Annotated in this window: 23 protein-coding genes and 1 pseudogene; 16 read left to right on the forward strand and 8 right to left on the reverse strand. The window is 64.2% G+C overall.

Annotated features, from left to right (window positions below):
• Positions 1 to 385: 385 nt before the first annotated feature.
• The 8 genes and pseudogenes from NKJ11_RS09145 (at position 386) to NKJ11_RS09180 (ending at position 9,731) form a co-directional block, all read left to right on the forward strand.
• Positions 386 to 2,805, forward strand: a pseudogene (locus NKJ11_RS09145) (glucan 1,4-alpha-glucosidase).
• A gap of 64 nt (positions 2,806 to 2,869) precedes the next feature.
• Entirely contained in the window at positions 2,870 to 3,883 is a 1,014-nt protein-coding gene (gene gnd, locus NKJ11_RS09150) for a phosphogluconate dehydrogenase (NAD(+)-dependent, decarboxylating) (RefSeq protein ID WP_352612968.1), read from the forward strand.
• 22 nt (positions 3,884 to 3,905) lie between these two features.
• Positions 3,906 to 5,282, forward strand: coding sequence for a glucose-6-phosphate dehydrogenase (gene zwf / locus NKJ11_RS09155; protein ID WP_352793113.1), 1,377 nt, complete (start codon positions 3,906 to 3,908; stop codon positions 5,280 to 5,282).
• Between the two features lie 12 nt (positions 5,283 to 5,294).
• Positions 5,295 to 6,014 (forward strand): ROK family protein, encoded by a 720-nt coding sequence (locus tag NKJ11_RS09160; protein WP_352612972.1) that lies wholly within the window; start codon positions 5,295 to 5,297, stop codon positions 6,012 to 6,014.
• 215 nt (positions 6,015 to 6,229) lie between these two features.
• On the forward strand, positions 6,230 to 6,691 hold the full coding sequence (locus NKJ11_RS09165) for a Ros/MucR family transcriptional regulator (RefSeq protein WP_023811220.1): 462 nt from the start codon (positions 6,230 to 6,232) through the stop codon (positions 6,689 to 6,691).
• A gap of 180 nt (positions 6,692 to 6,871) precedes the next feature.
• On the forward strand, positions 6,872 to 7,972 hold the full coding sequence (locus NKJ11_RS09170; RefSeq protein ID WP_352612974.1) for an aminotransferase class I/II-fold pyridoxal phosphate-dependent enzyme: 1,101 nt from the start codon (positions 6,872 to 6,874) through the stop codon (positions 7,970 to 7,972).
• A 162-nt stretch (positions 7,973 to 8,134) separates the two neighbouring features.
• The gene (locus NKJ11_RS09175; protein WP_352793115.1) at positions 8,135 to 9,373 is read left to right on the forward strand and encodes an MFS transporter; all 1,239 of its coding nucleotides are present in this window, start codon (positions 8,135 to 8,137) and stop codon (positions 9,371 to 9,373) included.
• Between the two features lie 49 nt (positions 9,374 to 9,422).
• Positions 9,423 to 9,731, forward strand: coding sequence for an NIPSNAP family protein (locus tag NKJ11_RS09180; RefSeq protein WP_023811223.1), 309 nt, complete (start codon positions 9,423 to 9,425; stop codon positions 9,729 to 9,731).
• A 96-nt stretch (positions 9,732 to 9,827) separates the two neighbouring features.
• Here the strand turns inward: NKJ11_RS09180 and NKJ11_RS09185 are convergent, their stop codons facing one another.
• From NKJ11_RS09185 to hemC, 6 genes are all read right to left on the reverse strand, one after another.
• Entirely contained in the window at positions 9,828 to 10,544 is a 717-nt protein-coding gene (locus NKJ11_RS09185) for a glutamine amidotransferase (protein ID WP_352612976.1), read from the reverse strand.
• 15 nt (positions 10,545 to 10,559) lie between these two features.
• Positions 10,560 to 11,039, reverse strand: coding sequence for a tellurite resistance TerB family protein (locus NKJ11_RS09190; protein ID WP_352612978.1), 480 nt, complete (start codon positions 11,037 to 11,039; stop codon positions 10,560 to 10,562).
• A gap of 36 nt (positions 11,040 to 11,075) precedes the next feature.
• Positions 11,076 to 12,677: a heme biosynthesis protein HemY gene (locus NKJ11_RS09195; protein WP_352612980.1), complete on the reverse strand. Its 1,602-nt coding sequence runs from the start codon at positions 12,675 to 12,677 to the stop codon at positions 11,076 to 11,078.
• Between the two features lie 10 nt (positions 12,678 to 12,687).
• Entirely contained in the window at positions 12,688 to 14,184 is a 1,497-nt protein-coding gene (locus tag NKJ11_RS09200) for a COG4223 family protein (RefSeq protein WP_352612981.1), read from the reverse strand.
• A gap of 110 nt (positions 14,185 to 14,294) precedes the next feature.
• Positions 14,295 to 15,011, reverse strand: coding sequence for a uroporphyrinogen-III synthase (locus NKJ11_RS09205; protein ID WP_352612983.1), 717 nt, complete (start codon positions 15,009 to 15,011; stop codon positions 14,295 to 14,297).
• A 1-nt stretch (position 15,012) separates the two neighbouring features.
• Complete coding sequence (hemC, locus tag NKJ11_RS09210; protein WP_352612984.1) at positions 15,013 to 15,939, reverse strand: hydroxymethylbilane synthase; 927 nt, start codon at positions 15,937 to 15,939, stop codon at positions 15,013 to 15,015.
• A 101-nt stretch (positions 15,940 to 16,040) separates the two neighbouring features.
• Between hemC and tsaD the strand changes: the two genes are divergently transcribed.
• The 6 genes from tsaD (at position 16,041) to NKJ11_RS09240 (ending at position 20,135) form a co-directional block, all read left to right on the forward strand.
• Entirely contained in the window at positions 16,041 to 17,126 is a 1,086-nt protein-coding gene (tsaD, locus tag NKJ11_RS09215) for a tRNA (adenosine(37)-N6)-threonylcarbamoyltransferase complex transferase subunit TsaD (protein WP_352613018.1), read from the forward strand.
• Positions 17,123 to 18,142: an NAD(P)H-dependent glycerol-3-phosphate dehydrogenase gene (locus NKJ11_RS09220; RefSeq protein ID WP_352612986.1), complete on the forward strand. Its 1,020-nt coding sequence runs from the start codon at positions 17,123 to 17,125 to the stop codon at positions 18,140 to 18,142. Before tsaD ends, NKJ11_RS09220 begins: the two co-directional genes overlap by 4 nt.
• Before the next feature lie 33 nt (positions 18,143 to 18,175).
• Entirely contained in the window at positions 18,176 to 18,472 is a 297-nt protein-coding gene (locus NKJ11_RS09225; RefSeq protein WP_127269714.1) for a YciI-like protein, read from the forward strand.
• 117 nt (positions 18,473 to 18,589) lie between these two features.
• Complete coding sequence (locus NKJ11_RS09230; RefSeq protein WP_352612988.1) at positions 18,590 to 19,015, forward strand: EVE domain-containing protein; 426 nt, start codon at positions 18,590 to 18,592, stop codon at positions 19,013 to 19,015.
• A complete protein-coding gene (locus NKJ11_RS09235) occupies positions 19,012 to 19,668 on the forward strand; it encodes a class I SAM-dependent methyltransferase (protein WP_352793151.1) in 657 nt (218 codons plus the stop codon). Before NKJ11_RS09230 ends, NKJ11_RS09235 begins: the two co-directional genes overlap by 4 nt.
• A 50-nt stretch (positions 19,669 to 19,718) precedes the next feature.
• Positions 19,719 to 20,135, forward strand: a complete 417-nt coding sequence (locus NKJ11_RS09240) for a DUF1761 domain-containing protein (protein ID WP_352793116.1) — start codon at positions 19,719 to 19,721, stop codon at positions 20,133 to 20,135.
• Between the two features lie 73 nt (positions 20,136 to 20,208).
• On the opposite strand, the gene gcvA is transcribed toward NKJ11_RS09240, so the two are convergent.
• The gene (gene gcvA, locus NKJ11_RS09245) at positions 20,209 to 21,144 is read right to left on the reverse strand and encodes a transcriptional regulator GcvA (RefSeq protein WP_352442089.1); all 936 of its coding nucleotides are present in this window, start codon (positions 21,142 to 21,144) and stop codon (positions 20,209 to 20,211) included.
• A 131-nt stretch (positions 21,145 to 21,275) separates the two neighbouring features.
• On the opposite strand from gcvA, the gene NKJ11_RS09250 reads away from it, so the two are divergent.
• Positions 21,276 to 21,542, forward strand: coding sequence for a hypothetical protein (locus NKJ11_RS09250; RefSeq protein ID WP_352442088.1), 267 nt, complete (start codon positions 21,276 to 21,278; stop codon positions 21,540 to 21,542).
• 87 nt (positions 21,543 to 21,629) lie between these two features.
• On the opposite strand, the gene NKJ11_RS09255 is transcribed toward NKJ11_RS09250, so the two are convergent.
• The gene (locus NKJ11_RS09255; protein WP_352793152.1) at positions 21,630 to 22,166 is read right to left on the reverse strand and encodes a L,D-transpeptidase family protein; all 537 of its coding nucleotides are present in this window, start codon (positions 22,164 to 22,166) and stop codon (positions 21,630 to 21,632) included.
• Between the two features lie 144 nt (positions 22,167 to 22,310).
• Between NKJ11_RS09255 and NKJ11_RS09260 the strand changes: the two genes are divergently transcribed.
• Positions 22,311 to 22,994 (forward strand): response regulator transcription factor, encoded by a 684-nt coding sequence (locus tag NKJ11_RS09260; RefSeq protein WP_013528898.1) that lies wholly within the window; start codon positions 22,311 to 22,313, stop codon positions 22,992 to 22,994.
• The last annotated feature ends 107 nt before the right edge of the window (positions 22,995 to 23,101 follow it).

Genomic DNA, 23,101 nt, shown 5'->3' on the forward strand with positions numbered 1-23,101 from the left:
CCGTGCCGCGAAATAGTGGACGCATGCCGCCGCCGCTGTCAACGACGGCGCCGTTGGCCATAGGGCCCCGCACTCAGCTTGACAAAAGAGCTGACGACAGCTCGGCGGTGTCGGCAGCCTTGTGGCGGTATAGGAATTTTTTCTTGACTGCGTGCCCTCAGCTATGGTACATTTTTGTCCATGGTGCTGATTTGCGCCAGTGACCCGCCGCACAGGCGGGTTTTTCGTTTGATGCTTCGTCAGCTACGCGCGGGCGAAGGCTCCGAAGAAACCCGTCAGCCCGAGTTCGTTGCCCTGCCGTTGGCCCGCCCGATCAACTTGCGGTGCAATGATTGTAAAGGGTTCGCGTCCTGGTCTAGGGAGGAGGCCAGGAGACCGAAACAGAATGCCAGTGACGCAAAACGTTGCTCCGGGCGCCCCGGGAATCCCGGCGCGCTGGACATCAAGCGCCAAGAGTGGCGTCGGAACGTCGCTTTCGCCGGCCGGCCGGATCTGGTTCACGATCAGCCACGGCATCCTCAACGAAGTCTACTATCCGCGCGTCGACAGCGCCTGCACCCGCGACCTCGGCTTGATCGTCACCGGCCCCGGCGGCTATTTTTCGGAAGAGAAACGCGATGCCGTGCATACGATCGAACCGTTCGAGGACGGCGTGCCCGCCTACCGGCTGGTCAACACGGCGAATGACGGCGCCTGGCGGATCGAAAAGCGCATCCTCGCCGACCCGGAGCGCCCGGCGCTGCTGCAGGAAATCACCTTCACGGCGCTGAAAGGGATGCCCGGTGACTACCGCGTCTACGCGCTTCTGGCGCCGCATCTGGTCAATGCCGGCATGGGCAACACCGCCTGGGTCGGCGAGCACGAAGGAAAGCCCGTGCTGTTCGCCTCGGGGCGCGGCTCTTGCCTGGCGCTGGCCTCGTCGCTGCCCTGGAAGACCGGTTCGGCCGGCTATGTCGGCTTTTCCGACGGCTGGCAGCAACTCCACAACATCGGAGAACTCGATCCGGCTTGCCAGCGGGCCGAGGACGGCAATGTCGCGCTGACGGGCGAGATCGGCTTTTCCGCCACAGAGACCAAGGCCTTGCTGGCGCTTGGGTTTGGCGCGACATCAGACGAGGCCGCGGAACATGCTTTCGCCAGCCTGAAGCAGGGTTTTGAACCCGCGGCGAAATCCTACCTCCAGAACTGGCGCCAATGGCAGACTGGCCTGCTGCCGCTAGATCGACACACGGCATCATCGGGTATCAACAGCTATCGCACCAGCACCGCGGTACTGGCGATGCACCGGTCGATCGCGACACCGGGCGCCGCGGTCGCCAGCCTGTCGATCCCGTGGGGCTTCAACAAGGGTGACGACGACCTCGGCGGCTACCATCTGGTCTGGCCACGCGATCTGGTCGAGACGGCGGGCGGCTTTCTTGCTGCCGGCGATGCTGCCTCGGCCCTGCAAATCCTCGATTACCTCAGCTCCATCCAGCAGCCGGACGGCCATTGGCCGCAGAACGCCTGGCTCGACGGATCGGCCTATTGGCCCGGCATCCAGATGGACGAATGCGCCTTTCCGCTGCTGCTGGCCGATGCTTTGCGCCGCGCCGGCCATTTGCCGCGCGCCAGGCTCATGACCTTCCTGCCAATGATCGAGCGCGCCGCCGGCTATGTCGTGCGCAACGGACCCGTCACCGGCGAGGACCGCTGGGAAGAGGATGCCGGCTACAGCCCGTTCACGCTCGCCGTCGAAATCGCCGCACTGCTTGCCGCGGCAGACCTGCTCGACGCCTGCGGCAAGACAGACGCCGCGACCTATCTGCGCGAGACATCAGACGTCTGGAACGACCAGGTCGAGCGCTGGACCTACGTCACCGGCACGGCGATCTGCAGTCAAGTCGGCGTCGAAGGCTACTATGTCCGCATAGCACCACCCGACAGTGCCGAGGCCGGTTCGCCGAAGGACGGCTATGTCCCGATCAAGAACCGGCCGCCCGGCGACACGGATCGGCCCGCCAAGGAGATCGTCAGCCCGGATGCACTGGCACTTGTCCGTTTCGGTCTGCGGCGGCCGACGATCCGCGCATGACAGACACGGTTAAGGTCATCGACGCGCAATTGCGCTGCGATCTGCCGCAAGGGCCGCTCTGGTACCGCTACAACGGCGATGGCTATGGCGAGCACGAAGACGGCGCACCCTTCGATGGCACCGGCCAGGGTCGCCCCTGGCCGCTGCTGGCCGGCGAACGCGCCCACTATGAGCTGGCGGCTGGACACGAGGAAAAGGCAGCCAGCCTGCTGGCAGCGCTGGAAGGCTCGGCCGGACCGGGCGGCCTGTTGCCGGAGCAGGTCTGGGACGGCGCCGATCTGCCGGAACGCGAACTGCTGCATGGCCGCCCCTCGGGCAGCGCCATGCCGCTGGTCTGGGCGCATTCGGAGCATATCAAGCTGCTGCGCTCGCTGCGCGACGGCGCGGTCTTCGACATGCCGCCGCAAGGCGTCAAGCGCTATATCGAGGACAAGACCGTATCCCCGTTCAGAACCTGGCGGTTCAACAACAAGATCCGCACGGTCCCAGCCGGCAAGACGTTGCGCGTCGAAGTGTTGGACCCGGCTACAGTCCACTGGAGCACCGACAACTGGGCGACCGCCCATGACAGCCAGACGGTAGAGAACGCCTTCGGCATCCATCTTGCCGATCTGCCCGCGGCAAGCCTCCCCGAGGGAAGCACGCTGACCTTCACTTTTCTCTGGCCCGGGACCGGCGATTGGGAGAATGTCGACTTCTCCGTCATATCGGGCGACCAAGATGGCCAGTAGATCATAGCCAGTAGACCTTCCCCCGATAAACCCCGCAAATCTCCAAGCAAACAGGGACGAAACCATGCAGATCGGAATGATGGGACTGGGCCGGATGGGCGCCAACATGGTCCGCCGCCTGATGCGCGACGGCCACGAATGCGTCGTCTACGACATCAACCCGGCCAGCGTCGCGGCTCTGGTGACCGACGGCGCGCTGGGGGCGGCTTCAATGGAAGAATTCGTCGGCAAGCTCGCCAAGCCGCGCTGCGTGTGGCTGATGCTGCCGGCAGCCATCACCGGCAGGATCATCGACCAGGTGGCGGCCCTGATGGAGCCCGGCGACATCGTTATCGACGGCGGCAATTCCTACTATCACGACGCCGTCGACCAGGCCGCGAAACTGGCCGGCAAGGGTATCCATCTTGTCGATGTCGGCACCAGCGGCGGGGTCTGGGGCCTGGAGCGCGGCTATTGCCTGATGATCGGCGGTCCCGATGTGGCGGTGCAATACCTCGATTCGGTCTTCGCCACGCTGGCGCCGGGCGCCGATGCCGGCTCCAATCCGCCTGCGGATGCCGGCACCGCGCCCTTCGGCTATCTGCATTGCGGACCGAGCGGCGCCGGCCACTTCGTCAAGATGGTGCACAACGGCATCGAATATGGCGTCATGGCCGCCTATGCCGAAGGCATGAACATCCTGAAGTCGGCCAATGCCGGCAAGCGGCAACGGACGGCGGACGCCGAGACCAGTCCGCTGGAAAACCCGCAATACTACCAGTTCGACATCGACCTTCCCCAGGTGGCCGAGGTCTGGCGGCATGGCAGCGTTATCGGCTCCTGGCTGCTCGACCTGACGGCCGGCGCGTTGAAAAGCGATCCGGGCCTGGTGAATTTCGGCGGCCGCGTTTCGGATTCCGGCGAAGGTCGCTGGACGCTGAAGGCGGCTATCGACACCGGCGTGCCGGCTCCGGTGCTGTCCTCGGCGCTGTTCGACCGCTTCTCCTCGCAGGGCGAATCCGAATTCGCCGACAAGCTGCTCTCCGCCATGCGCTATGCCTTTGGCGGCCATGTCGAGAAGCCGAAGGCCGGCAAGTGACGACACGGGGAAAGACACGCGCATGAGCCAGGAACGGTCCGACACGCTGGTGCTCTTCGGGGCCACCGGCGACCTCGCCTACAAGAAGATATTTCCAGCCCTTTACCAGATGGTCGCCAAGGGCACGCTCACCGAGCCGGTGATCGGCGTCGCCTTCGACGCCTGGGATCTCAAGCAGTTGCAGGCGCGCGCCCGCGACGGCATCGTCAATGCGCTCGGCAAGATCGACGAGAAAGCGTTCGCCAAATTCGCCTCGTTGCTGCGCTACGTCAGCGGCGACTACCGCGATGGAGCGACGTTCGAGAAACTGAAGAGCGCGCTCGGCACCGCACAGCGGCCGCTGCACTACATGGCGGTGCCGCCGACCATGTTCGAGACCGTCGTCCAGGGGCTGGAGCAATCAGGCACCGCGCATGGCGCACGGCTGATGGTGGAAAAGCCCTTCGGTCACGATCTGCAATCGGCGCGCTGGCTGAACCGCGTCCTGCATCTGGTGTTCGACGAACAGTCGATCTTCCGTATCGACCATTATCTGGGCAAGGAAGCGATCCAGAACCTGCTCTATTTCCGCTTCGCCAATTCCTTCCTCGAGCCGATCTGGAACCGCAACTACGTCGAAAGCGTGCAGATCACCATGGCCGAGGATTTCGGCGTCGAGGGACGTGGCCGTTTCTATGACGATGTCGGCTGCATCAGGGACGTCATCGAGAACCATCTGCTCAACATCCTGTTGCTGCTTGCCATGGAGCCGCCTGTCGGCCGTTCCGCCGATGACCTGATCGACGAGAAGGTGCAGGTGCTGCGCGCCATCCGCACGTTGACCAAAGACGATGTCGTGCGTGGCCAGTTCACCGGCTATCTCGCCGAACCCGGCGTAGCGCCGAACTCGCCGGTCGAGACCTTCGCGGCGGTGCGTTTCTTCGTCGACACCTGGCGCTGGCAGGACGTGCCGTTTTTCATCCGCGCCGGCAAGAACATGCCGGTGCACGTCACCGAAGTGGTGGTGCGGCTGAAGCGGCCGCCGCTCGATGTCTTCGATCCGATCAAGCCCGCCGACCAGAACTACGTCCGCTTCCGCATCGACCCGCAGGTGGTGATCGCCATCGGAGCACAGCGCAAGGCGCCGGGCGACGACATGATCGGCGAGCAGGTGGAATTGACGGCGCTCGACGACAGCAAAAGCGACATGCCGCCCTACGAGCGGCTGATCGGTGATGCCATGAACGGCAACGGCCAGCTGTTCACCCGCCAGGACGCCAGCGAACTGGCCTGGCGCATCGTCGGCCCGGTGCTTGGCGACACCACGCCGCCGCACCTCTACGAGCCGCTCACATGGGGACCCGCGGACGTCATGGCCGGGTTCGGACCGCCCAATGGCTGGATCGATCCGGTGAAGTGAGAGGATCACACGATGGCCAAGAAAGTGAAGCAACCAGCATCGGGCACCGAGAAGCCGGACACTGAAAAAATCGTGCTCACGATCGACATCGGCGGCTCGCACGTCAAGATCCTCACCAGCGCCGGGGGCGAGGAGCGCCGCGCCGATTCGGGGCCGGGCCTGACGCCGCGGCAGATGATCGATACGGTCAACAAGCTCGCCGAAGGCCTGTCCTACGACGTCGTCTCGATGGGCTATCCCGGCCCGGTCAATCACAACAGGCCGCTCGCCGACCCCGCCAATCTCGGCACGGGCTGGGCTGGATTCGACTTTGCGGGCGCGTTCGGCAAACCGGTGAAAGTGGTCAATGACGCGCTGATGCAGGCCATCGGCAGCTACGAGGGCGGGCGTATGCTGTTCCTCGGGCTCGGCACCGGTCTCGGTGCGGCGATGATTGCCGACAACGTCGCCCAACCGATGGAACTCGCGCATTTGCCCTACAAGAAGGGCAGGAGTTTCGAGGATTATGTCGGCGAACGCGGCCTGGAAAAGCGCGGCAAGAAGAAATGGCGCAAATACGTCTTCGACGTCGTCGACCGGCTCCGTGCCGCCATGCAGCCGGACTATGTCGTGATTGGCGGCGGCAACGTCGACAAGCTCGATGAATTGCCCGCCGACTCCAGGCGCGGCGACAACACACGCGCCTTTGAAGGCGGGTTTCGTTTGTGGCGCGACAAGGCGCTGATAGTCTGATACTGTTATTGTTTAATATAGTTGTTCAAAATAACGTGTGATATGCCATCAAGTCGTTGCAATACGCAGATTTGCCGACTAGGAATTCCGCGCTACACCAACGCCATTCGTCCCGTGGACGCACGAAGGACGCCATAGCATTTTGATTTCGCGCATGATCCTTTCCGGAAGTCGAATCCGATTTTCAGGTCATTCGCTGTAGACGGAGAAATAGAGTGACCGACGATAGCAACAGTGCCCGTAAAGACATCGATCTGCTCGAGCTGACCGCTCACATCGTGTCCGCTTACGTCGAGAAGAACCGCTTGCCCGCCTCCGGCCTGGCCGACCTCATCGCCAGCGTCAGCGCCTCGATAAACGGGCTCGGCAAGCCTGCGGTCCCGGTGGCTGCCCCCTTGGTCCCGGCGGTCAACCCCAAGAAGTCGGTGACGCCCGATTTTATCATCTGCCTCGAAGACGGCAAGAAGTTCAAATCGCTGAAGCGTCACCTGGGCGTGCATTTCGGCCTGACGCCGGACGCCTATCGCGCCAAATGGGGCTTGCCGTCGGACTATCCGATGGTCGCTCCCAACTATGCGGCCTCGCGTTCGCTGCTGGCGAAATCGATCGGCCTCGGCCGCAAGGCGGCCCCCGTGAAGGCACCCGCCAAGGGCAGGAAGGCCAAGGCCTCGGCCTGAGGCATGTCGCCCAAAAGTGCGCAGCGGTTTTGGGACGACGACCTGCCTAAAGCAGAGATCTAGTTCAGTCCTGAGCCAACAGTTAGGACGACTGGAACAGAAGCCTGCCGGCGAATCCGCCTTGGCAGGCTTGATGTTTTTATGGCTTGGATGGACGGACGGGGCCTTGGGGAGCGAGCCATGAACTACACCAGGATGGTGATCGAGAAAGAAGCGCCGGAAGAATACGGCTACGACCGTATCCGCTACAATCTTTCGGAAAGTTCGATCGCCGACCACAAGCTCTCCGACATCGGCCTGTCGCTGCCTGATCTCACGCTTTTCTATGGCGAGCATCGCGGCGACAAGCAGTTGCGTGCCCTGATCTCGGCGCAGGATGCCGGCATTTCACCGGATGATGTCCTGGTCACCGCCGGTGCCGCGGGCGCGCTGTTCATCATCTCGACCTCGCTTTTGTCGGCCAATGACCATCTCGTCGTCATCAGGCCCAACTACGCCACCAACATCGAAACCCCAAGGGCGATCGGCTGCGCGATCGGCTTTGTCGACCTGGCCTTCGAGGAAGGCTTTGCCATCGATGTCGAACGCGTCAAGGCGGCGATGCGGCCGGACACGAAGCTGATCAGCGTCACCTGCCCGCACAACCCGACCGGCACGATGATGAGCCGAACCGAACTCGATGCCCTGGTGGCGCTTGCCGAAAGCAGCAACTGCCATCTGCTGGTCGACGAGACCTATCGCGACCTCTCCTACGGCCGGCGGCTGCCGACCGCTGCCTCGCTGAGCCCGAAGGCGATCAGCGTCTCGTCATTGTCCAAGGCCTTCGGCATTCCCGGCATCCGCATCGGCTGGCTGATCACCCGGGACGCGGCGCTCCAGGAAAAATTCCTCGCCGCCAAGGAGCAGATCGGCATTTGCGGCAGCGTTATCGATGAAGGCATTGCACGGGGCATGCTCGAGCGCCGGGACGCTTTCCTGGCGACGCTGCTGCCCGAAATGGCCAAGCGCCGCGACATCGTCCAGGCCTGGATCGATCGCGAACCGCTGGTCGACTGGGTGCGGCCCGAAGGCGGTGTCGTAGGCTTCCCGCGCCTCAATGTCGAACCTGGCTTCGACCTCGACCGGTTCTATGTGAATCTGCTGGAAAACCATGGCACCTATGTCGGGCCCGGCCACTGGTTCGAGATGGAGAAGCGCTTCTTCCGCGTCGGCTTTGGCTGGCCGACGGAAGCCGAATTGCGCGGCGGCCTTGATGCCATCTCCGCCGCGCTGCGGCAGTAACTTACGCGTGCCGGTGACGGAGCAGGCTGAAAATTCCTTGATCCAGCACTGATTTTAACGCATATCCGCTGCGAACTGAGCTAAAAGTTCCGCCAGCCGGACCAGCGCCCATCGTGGAAGTGCCCCGCCAGCTGACGTCACTGCAACGGGGCCTCTTAAATCATGACAGCAGAACAGATATCGCCGGATCAGCGCTATGCCGCGTTCCGCCATCGCTCCTTCCTGAGCTATTGGGCGGCACGTTTCCTCACCACATTCGCCACCATGATCGTGTCTGTCGCGGTCGGCTGGCAGGTCTATGATTTGACGCGCGATCCCTTCGATCTCGGCATTGTCGGCATCGTTCAGTTCCTGCCTTCACTGCTGCTGGTGCTGGTCACCGGCGTCGTCGCCGATCGCTTCGGCCGCCGGTTGATCATGGCGTTGGCGACTGTGGTCGAGGCATGCTGTGCGCTTGTTCTCCTGTATTTCACGCTGCGGGGCCTCGTCAGCCCGCTGCCGATCTTCATCGTGCTGGCGCTGTTTGGCCTGGCGCGCGCCTTTTACGGACCGGCCTCGTCGTCGCTATTCGCCAATTTGGTGCCGCCGGAGGATTTCGGCAATGCGATTGCCTGGAATTCATCCGCCTGGCAGACGGCGACTATCGTAGGCCCGGTTGCCGGCGGCCTTCTCTATGGAGTCTCGCCCGAGATCGCATACGGAGTGGCCTCTGTGTTGATGCTCGTGGCGGGCCTGCTGATCTTCACCATTCCCAAGCCCGCGCAGCAGGGCGTCACCGACAAGCCGACGATGGAAACGCTGTTTGCCGGTTTTCGCTATATCTGGAGCGAGAAGATCGTGCTCGGCGCCATCTCGCTCGATCTCTTCGCCGTGCTTTTGTCTGGCGCCTCGGCGCTGCTGCCGGTCTATGCCCGCGATATTCTGGAACTCGGCCCCTGGGGCCTCGGCCTGCTGCGCTCGGCGCCGGGCATCGGCGCCATCTGCGTCGCCGTCTGGCTTGCCGGTCACCCGCTGCGAGACAATGCCGGCAAGATCATGCTCGGCTTCGTCGCCGCTTTCGGCGCCTTCACCGTGCTGTTCGGCCTTTCGACCATCACCTGGCTGTCGATCGTAGCCCTTGCCGGCCTCGGCGCCACCGATATGTTCAGCGTCTACATCAGGGAGACCCTGATCCAGCTGTGGACGCCCGACGAGGTGCGCGGCCGCGTCAACGCCGTCAACCAGGTCTTTGTCGGAGCCTCCAACGAGGTCGGCGAATTCCGCGCCGGCACGATGGCCGCACTGATCGGCACGGTGCCGGCCGTGGTGATCGGCGGCATCGGCGCCATCGCCGTCGCGGGCCTGTGGATGGTGCTGTTCCCGCAACTGCGCAAGGAGCGCCACCTCAACGGACGCAACTGATCTCTTACGGCTGACAGCCGACATGCCTCGCCTATACACAGGAGCTCCCATGATCACTTGCTACCTGAAATATGTCATCGACCCCTACAAGCTTGCCGAGTTCGAAGACTATGGCCGTCGCTGGATAGGCCTGGTCAACCGCCTCGGCGGAAACCATCACGGCTATTTCCTTCCGAGCGAGGGGGCTAACAATGTCGCTTTTGCCATGTTCAGCTTCCCGAGCCTCGCCGCCTACGAGGACTATCGCAAGCGTATGGCTGCCGACCCGGAATGCCAGGAAGTGTTTGAAATGGAAAAACGCAATCGCAGCATTCTCAGCTACGAGCGCAGCTTCCTGCGGCCGGTGCTCGAACCTTGATGCATGTCGCAAAGTGGCCCCGGTTTTGGGAGACCTACATGCATAAAGACAAAGACCTAAAGCGCGGCGCCTGAATCCGTTCAAACGCGACGCGCTTTAGCCATTGCTCGGCTTGCCGAAAATCATCCGCAAAAACTCGTCCAGCCAGCGCTTGAGATGCATGTCCCAGATCAGCCGGCCGCCGAGATGATCGCGGCCGGGCTGGGCACCGGGCAATTCGAAGCGATGCGCGCCGCGCACCACCCAGCGCTGCATCATCACCCTGGTCAGTTCGCCATGGAACTGGATGCCCCAGGCATTGTCGCCGTAACGGAAGGCCTGGTTGGGATAGGTTTCGGCGGTCGCCAGCAGCGTCGCGTCCCTGGGCAGCGAAAAACCCTCGCGGTGGAACTGGTAGACCATCTCCGGCCAGTGCATCAGTTGCTTGCCGGCTTCGGTCGCCTTCAGGGGATACCAGCCAACCTCGACCAGCCCTTCACCGTGTCCTTCGACCTTGCCGCCGAGACAGTTGACCAGCATCTGTGCGCCGAGACAGATGCCGAGACATGGCCGGTTCTCCCTCAGCGGTATTTCCAGCCAGCTGGTCTCGCGGCGAACGAACTCGTCCTCGTCATTGGCGCTCATCGGGCCGCCGAACACCACCGTGCCGGCGTGGTCGTCCAGTGTTTCGGGCAAGGCGTCGCCAAGCGGCGGCCGGCGAATATCGAGGTCGAACCCTTCTTCCAGCAACATGTGGCCGACACGCCCCGGGCTCGAACTCTCCTGATGCAGCACGATCAGGATCTTTGGCTTCGAACTCGTTTGGCGCGGCATGGGAAGGCGAAGATCCTATTCGTCGCTCGATGTTCCGGTGGCGCCCGGCGCGTGCGCCGCCGCCTTGCGGCGCGCCTCGACGCGATCATGGCGTTCGACGCCGATCAGCTCGGCGACGCGCCAGACGGTGTTGTCCTCGAGCTCGTGCAACTCGCCGTCGGCATAGACGATTTCCCACATCAGGCCGATGAAGGCCTTGCGCGCATCGGCATCGAGATGGCGCTTCAGGACGCTGGTGAAGGCATAGAGATCGATCGCCTCATTGTCGGCCCGCTCGCCGGCGGCGGCAAGCGCTTCGAGTTCCGTGCCGCTGATCGAATAGCTCTCCGCCAGCACCGCTTTGAACCGCTCCCACTCGACATCCTGGCGCACGCCATCGGCGTTCATCACATGGTAGAGCAGCGCCGAGGCAGCGATGCGCGGATCGTCCGTGCTGGCATGCGTGCCGGCACCGGCCGGCAAATCCCTGAGAAACGACAGAACGCGTTCAAACATAGATCCATACCCCAACGGCCTGACGGCCTGCCCAACTCAAAACAACCGAAACCGGCGCGGCGATTTCTCCGCTTCCTCGTCCGGATCGACGCCGGGATCGTCCGGCAGCCGCGCAAGCTCCTCGGCCGGCTCGACGCCCTCCGCATCACTCGGCACCGCGGCGAAGGCCGCTGCCGTGATCGGCCTGACATGATCCTCGTGGCGCTCGGCATCCTTGCCCGCAAACGTGTCAGGACCGGCATCATCGATCACCTCGACCGGCCTTTTTTCGCTCGTCGGCTTTGCCAATGCTTCGATGACCGGCGCCGCGCTGGCGGGCACGTCATCATGGCTGTCGATCAACTGGCCAAGACGCTCCATCGGCGCGCGCCACTCGAAGGCGTCGAGCCGGCCGGTGATCGGCGATACTGGCGCCCAGCGTTCCGACACCACGCCGTCGGCGACCCAGGCCGGATCGCGCGGCGCCCGCACCGCCCTGGACAGCAGCTGCCGCACCTTGCCTTGATCGCCGGTCTCGGCCTCCTCGATGTCTGCGAGCAGCAGGTAGGCGCCCTCGCGGCGGTCCATCCGGATCGCCGCCTCGGCCTCGCGGCGGGCGGTCGAGAAATCCTGTGCGTCGAGCGCGGCGCGCGCCACCGTCATCGACGATTCGGCGTGGTTCTTCTTCATTTCCTGCAGCTTCTTCGCCCGGTTGAGGCGGTCGAGCACGGCGTCGCCCGGCCTTGCATGGGTATAGAGCTCGGCGACTTCCGGATGCGGCTCCGCCTTCCACGCCGCCTCGAGGATTTTCGAGCCCTTGCGCACGTCGTTCTGCTTGAACAATGCGGCCGCGGCGGCAACGGCGGCGGGCGCGAAATCGGGCCTGAGCTTGTTGGCCTCGATCGCCGCCGTCCTGGCGGCAGCGGGATCGCTGTCGGCAAGCGCCTGTGCCTTGGCGGTCAGCAGCACGGCGCGGCGGCGGTTGGCGGCATCGCGTTCGATCTGCCGTGTCGATTTCTGCGCGTCGACCAGTTTCAGGGCGCCGTCCCAGTCGCCGCGCGCGGTCAGCTCTTCCAGCGTCGATTCCGCCGCCCAGGCCAGCTGCGGCGCCATCACCGCGGCACGGCCGGCATAATGCCTGGCGGCGTTGCGGTCGCCGAGCCGTTCGGCTTCCAGATAAAGCCCGCGCAAGCCCAGCAGCCGCATTTCCGGATCGTCGAGCATGCTTTCGAATTTCTGCCGCGCGCCTTCATGATCGCCTTCGAGCAGCGACGCCTGCGCTTCCAGCAGGTGGATCAGCGGCTCCTGGTCGGAACGGATCAGCTTGGCGGCTTCCTTGGTCTTCTTGCGGGCCAGCGCGCCATCACCGGCGCCGGCGGCAATCATGCCGGTCGACAGCGCCTGGTAGCCACGGTCGCGGCGGCGGACACGGAAATAGCGCGAGATGGTGTAGGGGCTGTTCCACAGCGACTTAAGCAGCCACCACAGGATCATCACCGCGGCGACCACGGCAACGACGGCCACCGCCGCCACCATCAGGCTGACCTGGTATTGATAGCCGTTGAAAGTGACGACCATGTCGCCCGGCCGGTCGGCCAGCCAGGCAAAGCCCAGCCCGAGCGCGAAAACGACGATGAGGAAGGCGAGCAGGCGGATCATTGTGTTGCCCTCATGCCTTCATCGCGCCCGAGATCAGCGCATCGACCTGGGTTTCGACCTCGATGCGTGCCTTCAGCTTGCCGGCAAAGTCCGCGCCAGCGGCCTTGGCGGCCTCGGGCAGCGTTTCATACTCGCTGAGTGCCTTGGCGTAATCGCCCTGGTTGACCGCCGCCTCCATGCGCGCGACGGTTTCCGGTGCGCCGGCGCCTTCGACGGCACCGATCGGCCTGACCTTGACCAGCGATTCGGCGCTCGACAGAAGGCTCTGAACGAAGCCGGCATTCTCATCGACAGGCGTCGCGGCTGTGACCATGGCATTGGCGGCGGCATCAGCCTGCGACGCGATCTCGGCGCGGGTCGGAACGCCCTTTTCAGCATAGGCGCGCAGTGCCGCAAGCTGCGGCGCATCGGGCGAAATCGCAGCGAGGGTTTCGAGTTCGGCCGAAAACGGCCCGCCACGCTCAAGCGCCGCCTTCAAGGCCGACGCCGCGATGGCAAGCGCGATCTTCGGCTGTCCCGCCGCCGCTTCGACCTTGCCGGACAGCTGCGACACAGACTGCTCCAGCGCCGTCAGCCGGCCCTCCTGCGCCGTCGTAGCCTCGCCGGCCGACTTCACCAGCGCGTCGAGGCCTGCCAGTTTCTCGTTGAGCGGACCGAGATCGACCGGCGCCGAGCTGCCGGCCTTGCCGAGGGCGGCGACCGCCGTCTCGATCTGCGCGACCTTGTCGCCCAGTGCGGCGACCCCGGCTGCGTCGCCTGCTCCACCTTTCTCGACAGCCGATTTCAGCGCCGCCACATCGGCCTTGACCTGTTCAAGGCCCGAGGACAGGCCGACCATCTTGGCCGCTCCATCGCCGTTGCCGCCGGCGTCCTTCAAACCGGCGATTTCGGTCTTCAGCGAGGCGATGTCGCCATTGACGCCATCGAGCGAGACGCCGGCACCGGAACCCGGCGCGCCGAGCAGGCCGGCAAATTGCAGCCCGCCGGCGCCGACCAGCGCGATGACGCCGCCGATGATGCCGGCGGCGACGCCGTTGAGGCCGCCACGCTTTTCAGGTGGTGGCGCCATTTTCTCGCCCCGTGTCTCGGGTTTTGCCTTGTTGCCGTCAGTCTGCGTGCGCTTCGCCGATGCGTCCTCGAAACTGTAGTCATAGGCTTTGGTCTTGCCGGCCGGCGCATCGGACGATCCGGGCTCGTCGGACGATCCGGGATAAGGGATCTCGGCCTCGCTAGCGGGCTTTGTCGCCGCTGCCGGCGGCTGCTCCGGTTCGGCCCGGGCGTCGGTATGCTCCCAGGGCTCGAGATCGGTCTGGTCGGCATGAATCGGCTCTTCGGGAACCTCGGGCTGCGAAGCATTCGCTGCTTCCTCGGCCTTCGCCTCGTCTGTCTGGGCCCCCTGCCTGGCGGCATCCTCGTCGGCGATGCGTGAGACGGCGCCCGGCTCGAGATCGATGGTCACCGGCTCGCGGCGGCTTTTCGAGTGTCGCATCTTCGGCGTCTTGACCATGCCTGGGCTCCGCACAATTCGCTTCGTCTCAACGCCTGGCGGCGCATGATGGTTCAGAAAGGGTCTAGCACATCACCAAGCGGTGAAAAGGGGCGGTGTGATGACGCGGCTCAGCGCGGCGCCTGCAAAAGCGCCAGCAGTGCGTCCTCGTCACGCTGTGCCGCGATGCGGATCCTTTCACTGGCGGCATCGTCGAAGGCTGCGGCGATGCGAGTGGAAAGCGCAAAAACCCATGTTTTTTCGAAGAGACCGCGCAGAGCGGGCCGTCTTGCCAGGATTTGCATCGCCGCCGCCGCCTTGGCTGAATAAAGCAACACCGCGTCGGCAGGTTGCCCGGACAGGCGTTCGAGGATGACTTCGTCCGGATAGCCCATTGTCAGCGTGTCATACGTCTCGACGGCGTGGACCCGAACGCCCGCCGTCACGAGCCTCTGTTCGAACGCCGGAAAACGCACGCGCCCGCAGAGATAGACAATCGTCTTTCCAGAAAAATCGGCGGCGAGACTGTCGGCCAACGCCTCCGCATCGCCCGGGCCTTCACTGACCGACGAAAACCCCGCTCGACGCGCCGCTTGCGCCGTCCTTTTGCCGACCGCATGGCAAGGTAAGGCGGCGAGCGTCGCGATGATTTCTTCCGGCGCATGGCGCACGGCATTGGCGCTGGTGACGGCCACCGCGACGGCATCGTCCGGGATCAGTCCGGCGGCGACAGGCAACGCCTTTGTTTCGGTCAGGGGCAAAAGAACCGGCTGAAAGCCCGTCTCCTCAAGCCGACGCGCAGTGCGCGAAGCACCCGGTTCCGGCCTGGTGACCAGGACGCGAAGCATTTCAGAGCCAGCCGTCGAAGAACTTTTCGCCGGCCTTGGCACGCACGCTCCGGGCTGCTTCACCGCCGATGCTGGCGGCGTCTTGCGCCGGTCCCTGCAGCTCGACCGTGTACGATTGCGTCCCGTCGGGCGAGATGATCAGCCCGGCAAAAGACAGTTTTTCGGCCTCGATCGCTGCATAGCCGGCGATCGGCGTGCGGCAGGAGCCATCCAGCGCCGCCAGGAAGGCACGCTCGCAGGCCAGCGCCTGGCCGGTCGGCACATCATGGACGGCTGCCAGCATCTTTTCGACATCGCGGTCGCCGATACGGGTTTCGATGCCGATCGCGCCTTGCCCCGGCGCCGGCGGGAAGACATCGAGCGGTATCAGGTCGGTGACGACATGCTCGAGCCCAAGCCGCTTCAGCCCGGCATAGGCCAGGATCGTGCCCGCGGCGACGCCTTCTTCGAGCTTGCGCAGCCGCGTCTGCACATTGCCGCGGAACATCACCACGTCGAGATCCGGCCGCATCCGGCGGATCAGCGCTTGCCGCCGCAGCGACGACGACCCGACTTTCGCCCCGCGCGGCAGTTCGGCGATCGTCTTCGCCGCCTTGCCGACAAAGGCGTCGCGTGCATCCTGGCGCGGCAGGAAGGCCGAGAGTTCGAGACCGTCGGGCAGTTGCGTCGGCATGTCCTTCGACGAATGCACGGCGATATCGATCCGGCCCGCCAGCAGCGCCTCCTCGATCTCCTTGGTGAACAGGCCCTTGCCGCCGGCTTCCGACAGCGGCCGGTCCTGGATGCGGTCGCCGCTGGTCGAGATGACGACCACCTCGAACGCCTCCGCCGGCATGCCATGCGCGGCCATCAGCCGCGCCTGTGCTTCATGCGCCTGTGCCAGCGCCAGCGGGCTGCCGCGTGTTCCGATTCTCAAGATTGTTTGCATGGCGCGCAGTCCGTGATAACCCCCCGGCAAGCGAGGCTTTTCCGGGGTTCTCCTAACGGGGAAAGCCCCATGATACAATCTTTAGGGACAGCGACGAATTGATCCGCGTGCTGGGCATAGAGACGAGTTGTGACGAGACCGCCGCCAGCGTGGTGGCCATCGACGGCGACGCCGCGCCGAAAATCCTGTCCAACATCGTGCTCAGCCAGATCGAGGAACATGCCGCGTTCGGCGGCGTCGTGCCGGAAATCGCCGCGCGTGCCCATGTCGAGGCGCTGGACGGCATCATCGAGGCGGCGCTTGCCGATTCGGGCACGGCGCTCGCCGATATCGACGCGATTGCCGCCACAGCCGGTCCCGGCCTGGTCGGCGGGCTGATCGTCGGGCTGATGACCGCCAAGGCAATCGCCGCGGCGGCGAACAAGCCGCTGATCGCCATCAACCACCTCGAAGGCCATGCGCTGACCGCAAGGCTGACCGACGGGCTCGACTTTCCCTATCTCTTGCTGCTGGTCTCCGGCGGCCATACGCAAATCGTCGCCGTGCGCGGCGTCGGCGACTACCAGCGCTGGGCAACGACCATCGACGACGCGCTCGGCGAAGCCTTCGACAAGACGGCCAAGATGCTCGGCCTGCCCTATCCCGGCGGACCGAATGTCGAAAAGGCGGCACAGGCCGGCAATGCCTCGCGCTTTGCCTTTCCGCGTCCGATGAAGGGCTCGGCCCAGCCCGACTTCTCCTTCTCCGGCCTCAAGACCGCCGTGCGCCAGGCGGCGAGCGCCATTGCGCCGCTGAGCGACCAGGACGTCGCCGACATCTGCGCTTCGTTCCAGGCAGCGGTAGCCGATGCTCTGGCCGACCGCGTTTCTCGCGCGCTGACGCGCTTTCGCCAGACATTTCCCGGCACGAAAAACCCGGCCCTCGTCGTTGCCGGTGGTGTCGCCGCCAACCGCGCGATCAAGATCATGCTGGAGCGGCTCTGTGCCGAGACCGGCTTCACCTTCATTGCGCCACCGCTGAAGCTTTGCACCGACAATGCGGCGATGATCGCCTGGGCCGGCATCGAGCGGCTGCGCGCCGGCATGGCGCAGGAGAACGGCTTCGATTTCGTGCCGCGCTCGCGCTGGCCGCTGGACAGCATCTCGGCGCCGATGGTCGGCTCCGGCCGGCGCGGAGCCAAGGCATGAACGAGCGGGCAAGCGGCAACGACACCGCGCCAACCGGCTGGCGCGTTGCCGTGCTCGGCGGCGGGGCCTGGGGCACTGCCTTGGCCTTGGCCATGCTGCGCGCCGGCCATTTCGTCCGCCTTTACGCGCGCGACCCGGAGACCGTCGCCGCGATCGACCGCGGCGAAAATCCACGCTATCTGCCTGGCATTGCGCTCCAGCCAGGCATCGTGGCGACGAGCAACATCCGGGCCGCGCTCGACGGTGCCGACTGCGTGCTGGCGGTGACGCCGGCCCAGTCGCTGCGGACTACGCTGGCGGCAGCGAAGGACCATATGCCGGCCGGTGTCCCGCTGGTTCTGTGTGCCAAGGGCATCGAAAGCGAGACCGGCGCCTTGCTGTCGGCGATCGTCGAAGAAATCCTGCCGCTAAATCCGGTTGCCGCTCTGTCGGGTCCGAGCTTCGCCACCGACGTCGCCCGCGGCCTGCCGACGGCCGTTGTGGTCGCTGCCCGCGACGAGGCATTGGCCGCCGATCTCGCCGCCCGCTTTTCCGCCGAAAACCTGCGCTGCTATTCGAACGACGACCTGATCGGGGTCGAGATCGGCGGCGCCTTGAAGAACGTTTTCGCCATTGCCGCAGGTGCTGTCGCTGGCGCGGGTCTCGGCGCCAGCGCCCAGGCCGCCATGGTGACGCGCGGCTTTGTCGAACTGCGCCGCATCGGCGCTGCCTTCGGCGCCAGGCCCGAGACGCTGATGGGGCTTTCCGGCCTTGGCGACCTGCTGCTGACCTGCTCGTCCACCCAGTCGCGCAATTTCGCCTATGGTTTGGCGCTCGGGCAAGGCAAGCCGCTTGCCGGATTGCCGCTGGCCGAAGGCGTGCCGACGGCGGCGATCGCTGCCCGCATCGCCACCGAGCGCAACATCGACGCGCCGATCATTGCCGCCGTCGCCGCCATACTGGACGGTGCCATCACCGTCCGGCAGGCTGTGACGGCCTTGATGACCCGGCCGCTGAAGACCGAAACCAACGATTGATCCCCACGACTTTGAACGATCAGGAGAAAAAAGATGCTGTTTGCTGTGATTTGCAAGGACAAGCCCGGAAGCCTGCAGGTGCGCCTCGACACGCGGCCTGAGCATATTGCCTTTCTCGAGGGGTTGAACGGCGACAAGAAGCTGGCCTTCGCCGGTCCGTTCCTTGATGCCGAGGGCAAGCCCAATGGCAGCCTCGTGGTCGTCGAAGCGTCCGACCTGGCTGGCGCCCAGGCTCTCTCGGCCGCCGACCCCTACGCCAAGGCCGGGCTGTTCGAAAGCGTCGAAATCCGCCCGTGGAACTGGACGTTCAACAAGCCGGCGGCTAGTTAATCCCGGTCGCCCGCTAGAGTAATTCCAGGAAAAGTGTGAAACGGTTTTCCCGGGAAAAGCGCATAGCGCTTTCCCTTGGGAATTGCGTCAAAACAAAGAGTCCAGGAGGAGAAAGACATGAACTACTGGCTGTTCAAATCCGAGCCATTCAAGTTCTCCTTCGTGATGCTGAAGGCCAAGGGCAAGGCCGGCACGCAATGGGACGGCGTGCGCAACTACGCCGCGCGCAACAACATGAAGGCGATGCAGATCGGTGATCTCGGCTTCTTCTACCATTCCAACGAGGGGCTGAACGTCGTCGGCATCGCTGAAGTCTGCGCGCTTGCCCATCCCGACACCACCTCGGACGATCCGCGCTGGGAATGCGTCGACATCCGCGCCGTAAGGGATGTGCCGAACCCGCCGACGCTGGAACAGGTCAAGGCCAATCCGAAGCTTGCCGACATGGCGCTGGTGCGGCTCGGCCGGCTTTCCGTTCAGCCGGTGACGCCGGCCGAGTGGAAGGAAGTCTGCCGCATGGGCGGCTTGACGCCGGCTCCGTGACGGCGCTGACGCCCAACAGCGCGAGGCAATTCATTCTCGACAACACGGCGCTGATGGCGCCGCCGCACGTGCCGGAGATCCTGCTTCATCTTGCCGACGAAGCGCATGATTTGTGGCAGCGGACCGAGGATGAGCTGGTCGAGATCGGCCTGCCACCGCCTTTCTGGGCCTTTGCCTGGGCCGGCGGCCAGGGCCTTGCCCGCTATGTCCTGGACAATCCCGGCACGGTGCGGGGCAAGCGCGTGCTCGACTTCGCTTCCGGCTCCGGCCTCGTCGCCATTGCCGCCGCCAAGGCAGGTGCCGCCAAGGTGATCGCAACCGACGTCGATCCGTTCTGTGCCACCGCGATCCGGCTCAACAGCGAGATCAACGGTGCCGGGACCGAATTCCTCGGCACGGATTGCATCGGCACCGATGCAGGTTGGGACGTGGTCCTGGCCGGTGATGTTTTCTACGACAAATCTTTCGCGGACCGGCTGATGCCATGGTTCGCAACGCTGAAGGCGCGCGGCGCCGAGATCCTCGTCGGCGATCCCGGACGGTCGTATCTGCCGAAGGCAGGGCTGGAGCCGCTTTCTGTGTATGAAGTGGCCGTCACGCGGGCGCTGGAGGATGCGCTGGTCAAGCGCACGACGGTCTGGCGGTTCGCTTGACGCGATCGCCGAACAGGCGTTCCATCACATACAAATCAGAGGGGGAGCTCATGGATTTTTCAGCAGTGAACTGGCTGGCGGTAGTCGCTGCCGCGATCGCCGCGTGGCTGTTCGGCGCCGCTTGGTACATGGGCCTGAGCAAGGCGTGGCTGAAGGCCGCCAAGCTCGATCCGGCGACGATGAAAAAATCGCCGCTGCCCTTCGTCATCAGCTTCATCGCCGAACTGGTCATGGCCACCACATTGGCCCTGGTCGTCGGCGCGATGACCGGCGGCGAGCCGACATGGATCGCCGGACTAGTCTTTGGCTTTGTGCTCTGGCTGGGTTTCGTCGCCACGACGCTCTCGGTCAACCATCGCTACGAGAATTTCGGCTGGGACCTGACCCTCATCGACGGCGGCCACTGGCTCGGCGTGCTGCTGATCATCGGCGCCGTGATCGGCTGGTTCGGCGCGGCGGCAACCTGATCAAGAAGGGAGTAGGGCAGTAAGGCAGTAGGGGAATAGGGGGCAAACGGCACCGACTGCTATCCCTACTGCCCTACTGCCCTTTGTCCGTGGTCCGCGTCTTGGCGACTTCCTCGAGCATCCATTCGCGAAAGGCGACGATGCGCGGATCGTCGGCGGTATTTTCGGGATAGACCAGGAAGTAGGCGAACTCGGGCGCCACCCGCAGGCCGAGTTCGAAAGGCTGCACCAGCCTGCCCTGGGAAAGGTCGTTCGCCACCATGGCGAAATCGGCGAGCGCAACGGCATTGCCGTCGAGCGCTGCCTGGACGGCATCCGTGGAGTTTCCGAAGACGACGGTCCGGCTGTCGTCGAAATCATTGATGCCGGCCGCCGCCATCCACATCCGCCAGTTGGGCCATGTCACGCCTTGCCGCGACCATTCGATATGCGCAAGCGTGTGATTGAAGAGGTCGCGCGGCTCACGCAGCGGCGGACCGGACGTCAAGAGGCTCGGGCTGCACACCGGAATGAGGATGTTGTCGAACAGCCGGTGGGTGCGAAGACCCGGATATTTGCCGGCGCCGAAACGGATGCCGACATCGATGTCATCGAGTTCGAAATCCCGCACTTCATAGGCAATGTCGAATCGCAATTCGATATCGGGGTGATGCTTGCGAAAATCGTCGACGCGTCGCATCAGCCATTTTGACGCGAACTGCGCGTCGAGCGTTACCTTTAAAAGGGCGGTGCCGCGCGCCAGCTTTTGCGCCCGCGAAACGGCCCGGCCAAGCAGGTCGAGCGCGTCGGCCGAGGCGTCGAACAGCACCGTCCCCGCCTCGGTGAGCCGGATGGTGCGGCTGGTGCGTGTGAACAGCACCAGCCCGAGTTGATCCTCGATTTCTTTGATCTGATGGCTGACGGCGGCCGGTGTCAGGCCGAGCTCGTCGGCGGCGCGGGTGAAATTGAGGTGCCGGGCCGCTGCTTCCAGCGTCCTCAAGGCACGAGTCCCGGGCAGAAGACGAGCCATCCTATCCTCAAATAAAACTTGATGATCCAGAGAAAACTACTCGTTTCTCGCAGGGATTTCAATCTGGCATGATCCCATCATCGACACATCATCAAGCCGGATTTGATATCCGGAGACAACGGATCATAACCATGTCCATCATCGTTTTGAATTCATCGACACCCCGCCCGGCCTGGCTGGCCGAAACCCTCGACTGGCTGCGTCACGCCCGGATCGCGATACGCCTCGCCCGCCGCGACATTGCCTACCAGGACGTCGAGGATCTCTCCGATCGCCAACTGCGCGATATCGGCGGCGAGCGTCGCGACGTCGCTCGCGCAATGGACAGAGAACTTGGCCGGCTGGGCCTGCTAGACATCGGCTGGCAGAAACCTGGTCGTAGGGGAATAGGGGAATAGGGGAATAGGGGAATAGGAAAATTAAGGCTGCGCCGGGACTGTCCCTACTCCCCTACTCCCCTACTCCCCTACTCCCCTACTCCCCTACTATCTTACCACCCTCACCACCGTCCGATCCGACAGCAGCGGCAGCAGTCGCGCCATCGTACGAGCCGTGACAGCCACACAGCCTTGCGTCGGCGTGAAGCCGGGGCGCGCCAGATGGAAGAAGATGGCGCTGCCGCGCCCGCGCCGGCGCGGCGACAGGTTCCAGTCGAGCACAAGACAGGCGTCGTAGAGCCGGTCGTCGCGCCGCATGCGTTCGTGGCTGGCGCCATAGGGTATCTTGACGGGCCTGTTGTAGTTGCGGTCGTCAGGCACTTCGCACCAGCCCAGATCGGGCCCGATCGGCGTCATCGCCAGACGGGTCCTGCGGCCGCTGGAGAACTGATCTCCCCGGAAATACCCCGACAGTATCCGCATCGCGGCCAGCGGCGTGGCGCCATCGCCTTCGCGCTTGCCGGCCGAGATGCCACCGCGCCCCAACGCACAGGCAAACACCGTTTTACCGGCCTGCAGCAGGCCCTGGCTTGGATGCCCAGGCTTGGCCCGCACGGTCAGCACACGCAGCCCTTTTCGCAAAATTGCGCCGGCTGCATTGCGATCGTGTTTTTTCTTGTATGATCGTGCCACGGAACAAATCACTGTGAACGGCTGTTGCGCCGGTCAGCTTCCGCATAAACAGGCAGCGGTCAACTGAATTTTCTTTTCAAAACAACGGATTGATCCATGACTTCACGCACCATACTGATCGTCGACGATGATGATGACCTGCGCGGCACACTGGTCGAGCAATTATCCCTTTACGAGGAATTCGACGTGCTGCAGGAATCGACTGCGGCAAAAGGTGTCGCCGCAGCGCGCGGCGGCCTCATTGATCTGCTCATCATGGACGTCGGGCTGCCCGACATGGATGGCCGCGAAGCGGTGAAGATCCTGCGCAAGGGCGGTTACAAGGCGCCCATCATCATGCTGACCGGTCACGACACCGATTCGGATACGATTCTTGGTCTCGAGGCCGGCGCCAACGACTATGTGACGAAGCCGTTCCGCTTTGCCGTGCTGCTGGCGCGCATTCGGGCGCAGCTGCGCCAGCATGAGCAGAGCGAGGACGCCACCTTCTCGGTCGGGCCCTATACTTTCAAGCCCAGCCAGAAACTGCTGCTTGACCCGCGCGGCGGCAAGGTGCGGCTGACGGAGAAGGAAGCCTCGATCATCAAATATCTTTATCGCGCCGACCAGAAGGTGGTGACGCGCGACGTGCTGCTCGAGGAGGTGTGGGGCTACAATTCCGGTGTCACCACGCACACGCTGGAAACCCATGTCTACCGGCTGCGCCAGAAGATCGAGCGCGATCCTTCCAATGCGGAAATTCTTGTGACAGAAAGCGGCGGCTACAAGCTGGTTCCTTAAACATTTCATTATCCAATGAGCGGTCGGGCGGGGCCGCTTTCGGGTACGATCCAGTTGGAGGGTGGTTTGGATCGAACTCGCAGAGGAGGAGTCGGACTGTCGGTTCG

This window comes from Mesorhizobium sp. M0243, assembly GCF_040321775.1.
Taxonomy (GTDB): domain Bacteria; phylum Pseudomonadota; class Alphaproteobacteria; order Rhizobiales; family Rhizobiaceae; genus Mesorhizobium.

Excerpts from the sequence above, each read along its gene's own strand:
- gnd (WP_352612968.1), top strand. The coding sequence starts at position 2,870 with ATGCAGATCGGAATGATGGGACTGGGCCGGATGGGCGCCAACATGGTC.
- zwf (WP_352793113.1), top strand. The coding sequence starts at position 3,906 with ATGAGCCAGGAACGGTCCGACACGCTGGTGCTCTTCGGGGCCACCGGC.
- NKJ11_RS09160 (WP_352612972.1), top strand. The coding sequence starts at position 5,295 with ATGGCCAAGAAAGTGAAGCAACCAGCATCGGGCACCGAGAAGCCGGAC.
- NKJ11_RS09170 (WP_352612974.1), top strand. The coding sequence starts at position 6,872 with ATGAACTACACCAGGATGGTGATCGAGAAAGAAGCGCCGGAAGAATAC.
- NKJ11_RS09175 (WP_352793115.1), top strand. The coding sequence starts at position 8,135 with ATGACAGCAGAACAGATATCGCCGGATCAGCGCTATGCCGCGTTCCGC.
- NKJ11_RS09180 (WP_023811223.1), top strand. The coding sequence starts at position 9,423 with ATGATCACTTGCTACCTGAAATATGTCATCGACCCCTACAAGCTTGCC.
- NKJ11_RS09185 (WP_352612976.1), bottom strand. The coding sequence starts at position 10,544 with ATGCCGCGCCAAACGAGTTCGAAGCCAAAGATCCTGATCGTGCTGCAT.
- NKJ11_RS09190 (WP_352612978.1), bottom strand. The coding sequence starts at position 11,039 with ATGTTTGAACGCGTTCTGTCGTTTCTCAGGGATTTGCCGGCCGGTGCC.
- NKJ11_RS09195 (WP_352612980.1), bottom strand. The coding sequence starts at position 12,677 with ATGATCCGCCTGCTCGCCTTCCTCATCGTCGTTTTCGCGCTCGGGCTG.
- NKJ11_RS09200 (WP_352612981.1), bottom strand. The coding sequence starts at position 14,184 with ATGGTCAAGACGCCGAAGATGCGACACTCGAAAAGCCGCCGCGAGCCG.
- NKJ11_RS09205 (WP_352612983.1), bottom strand. The coding sequence starts at position 15,011 with ATGCTTCGCGTCCTGGTCACCAGGCCGGAACCGGGTGCTTCGCGCACT.
- hemC (WP_352612984.1), bottom strand. The coding sequence starts at position 15,939 with ATGCAAACAATCTTGAGAATCGGAACACGCGGCAGCCCGCTGGCGCTG.
- NKJ11_RS09220 (WP_352612986.1), top strand. The coding sequence starts at position 17,123 with ATGAACGAGCGGGCAAGCGGCAACGACACCGCGCCAACCGGCTGGCGC.
- NKJ11_RS09225 (WP_127269714.1), top strand. The coding sequence starts at position 18,176 with ATGCTGTTTGCTGTGATTTGCAAGGACAAGCCCGGAAGCCTGCAGGTG.
- NKJ11_RS09230 (WP_352612988.1), top strand. The coding sequence starts at position 18,590 with ATGAACTACTGGCTGTTCAAATCCGAGCCATTCAAGTTCTCCTTCGTG.
- NKJ11_RS09240 (WP_352793116.1), top strand. The coding sequence starts at position 19,719 with ATGGATTTTTCAGCAGTGAACTGGCTGGCGGTAGTCGCTGCCGCGATC.
- gcvA (WP_352442089.1), bottom strand. The coding sequence starts at position 21,144 with ATGGCTCGTCTTCTGCCCGGGACTCGTGCCTTGAGGACGCTGGAAGCA.
- NKJ11_RS09250 (WP_352442088.1), top strand. The coding sequence starts at position 21,276 with ATGTCCATCATCGTTTTGAATTCATCGACACCCCGCCCGGCCTGGCTG.
- NKJ11_RS09260 (WP_013528898.1), top strand. The coding sequence starts at position 22,311 with ATGACTTCACGCACCATACTGATCGTCGACGATGATGATGACCTGCGC.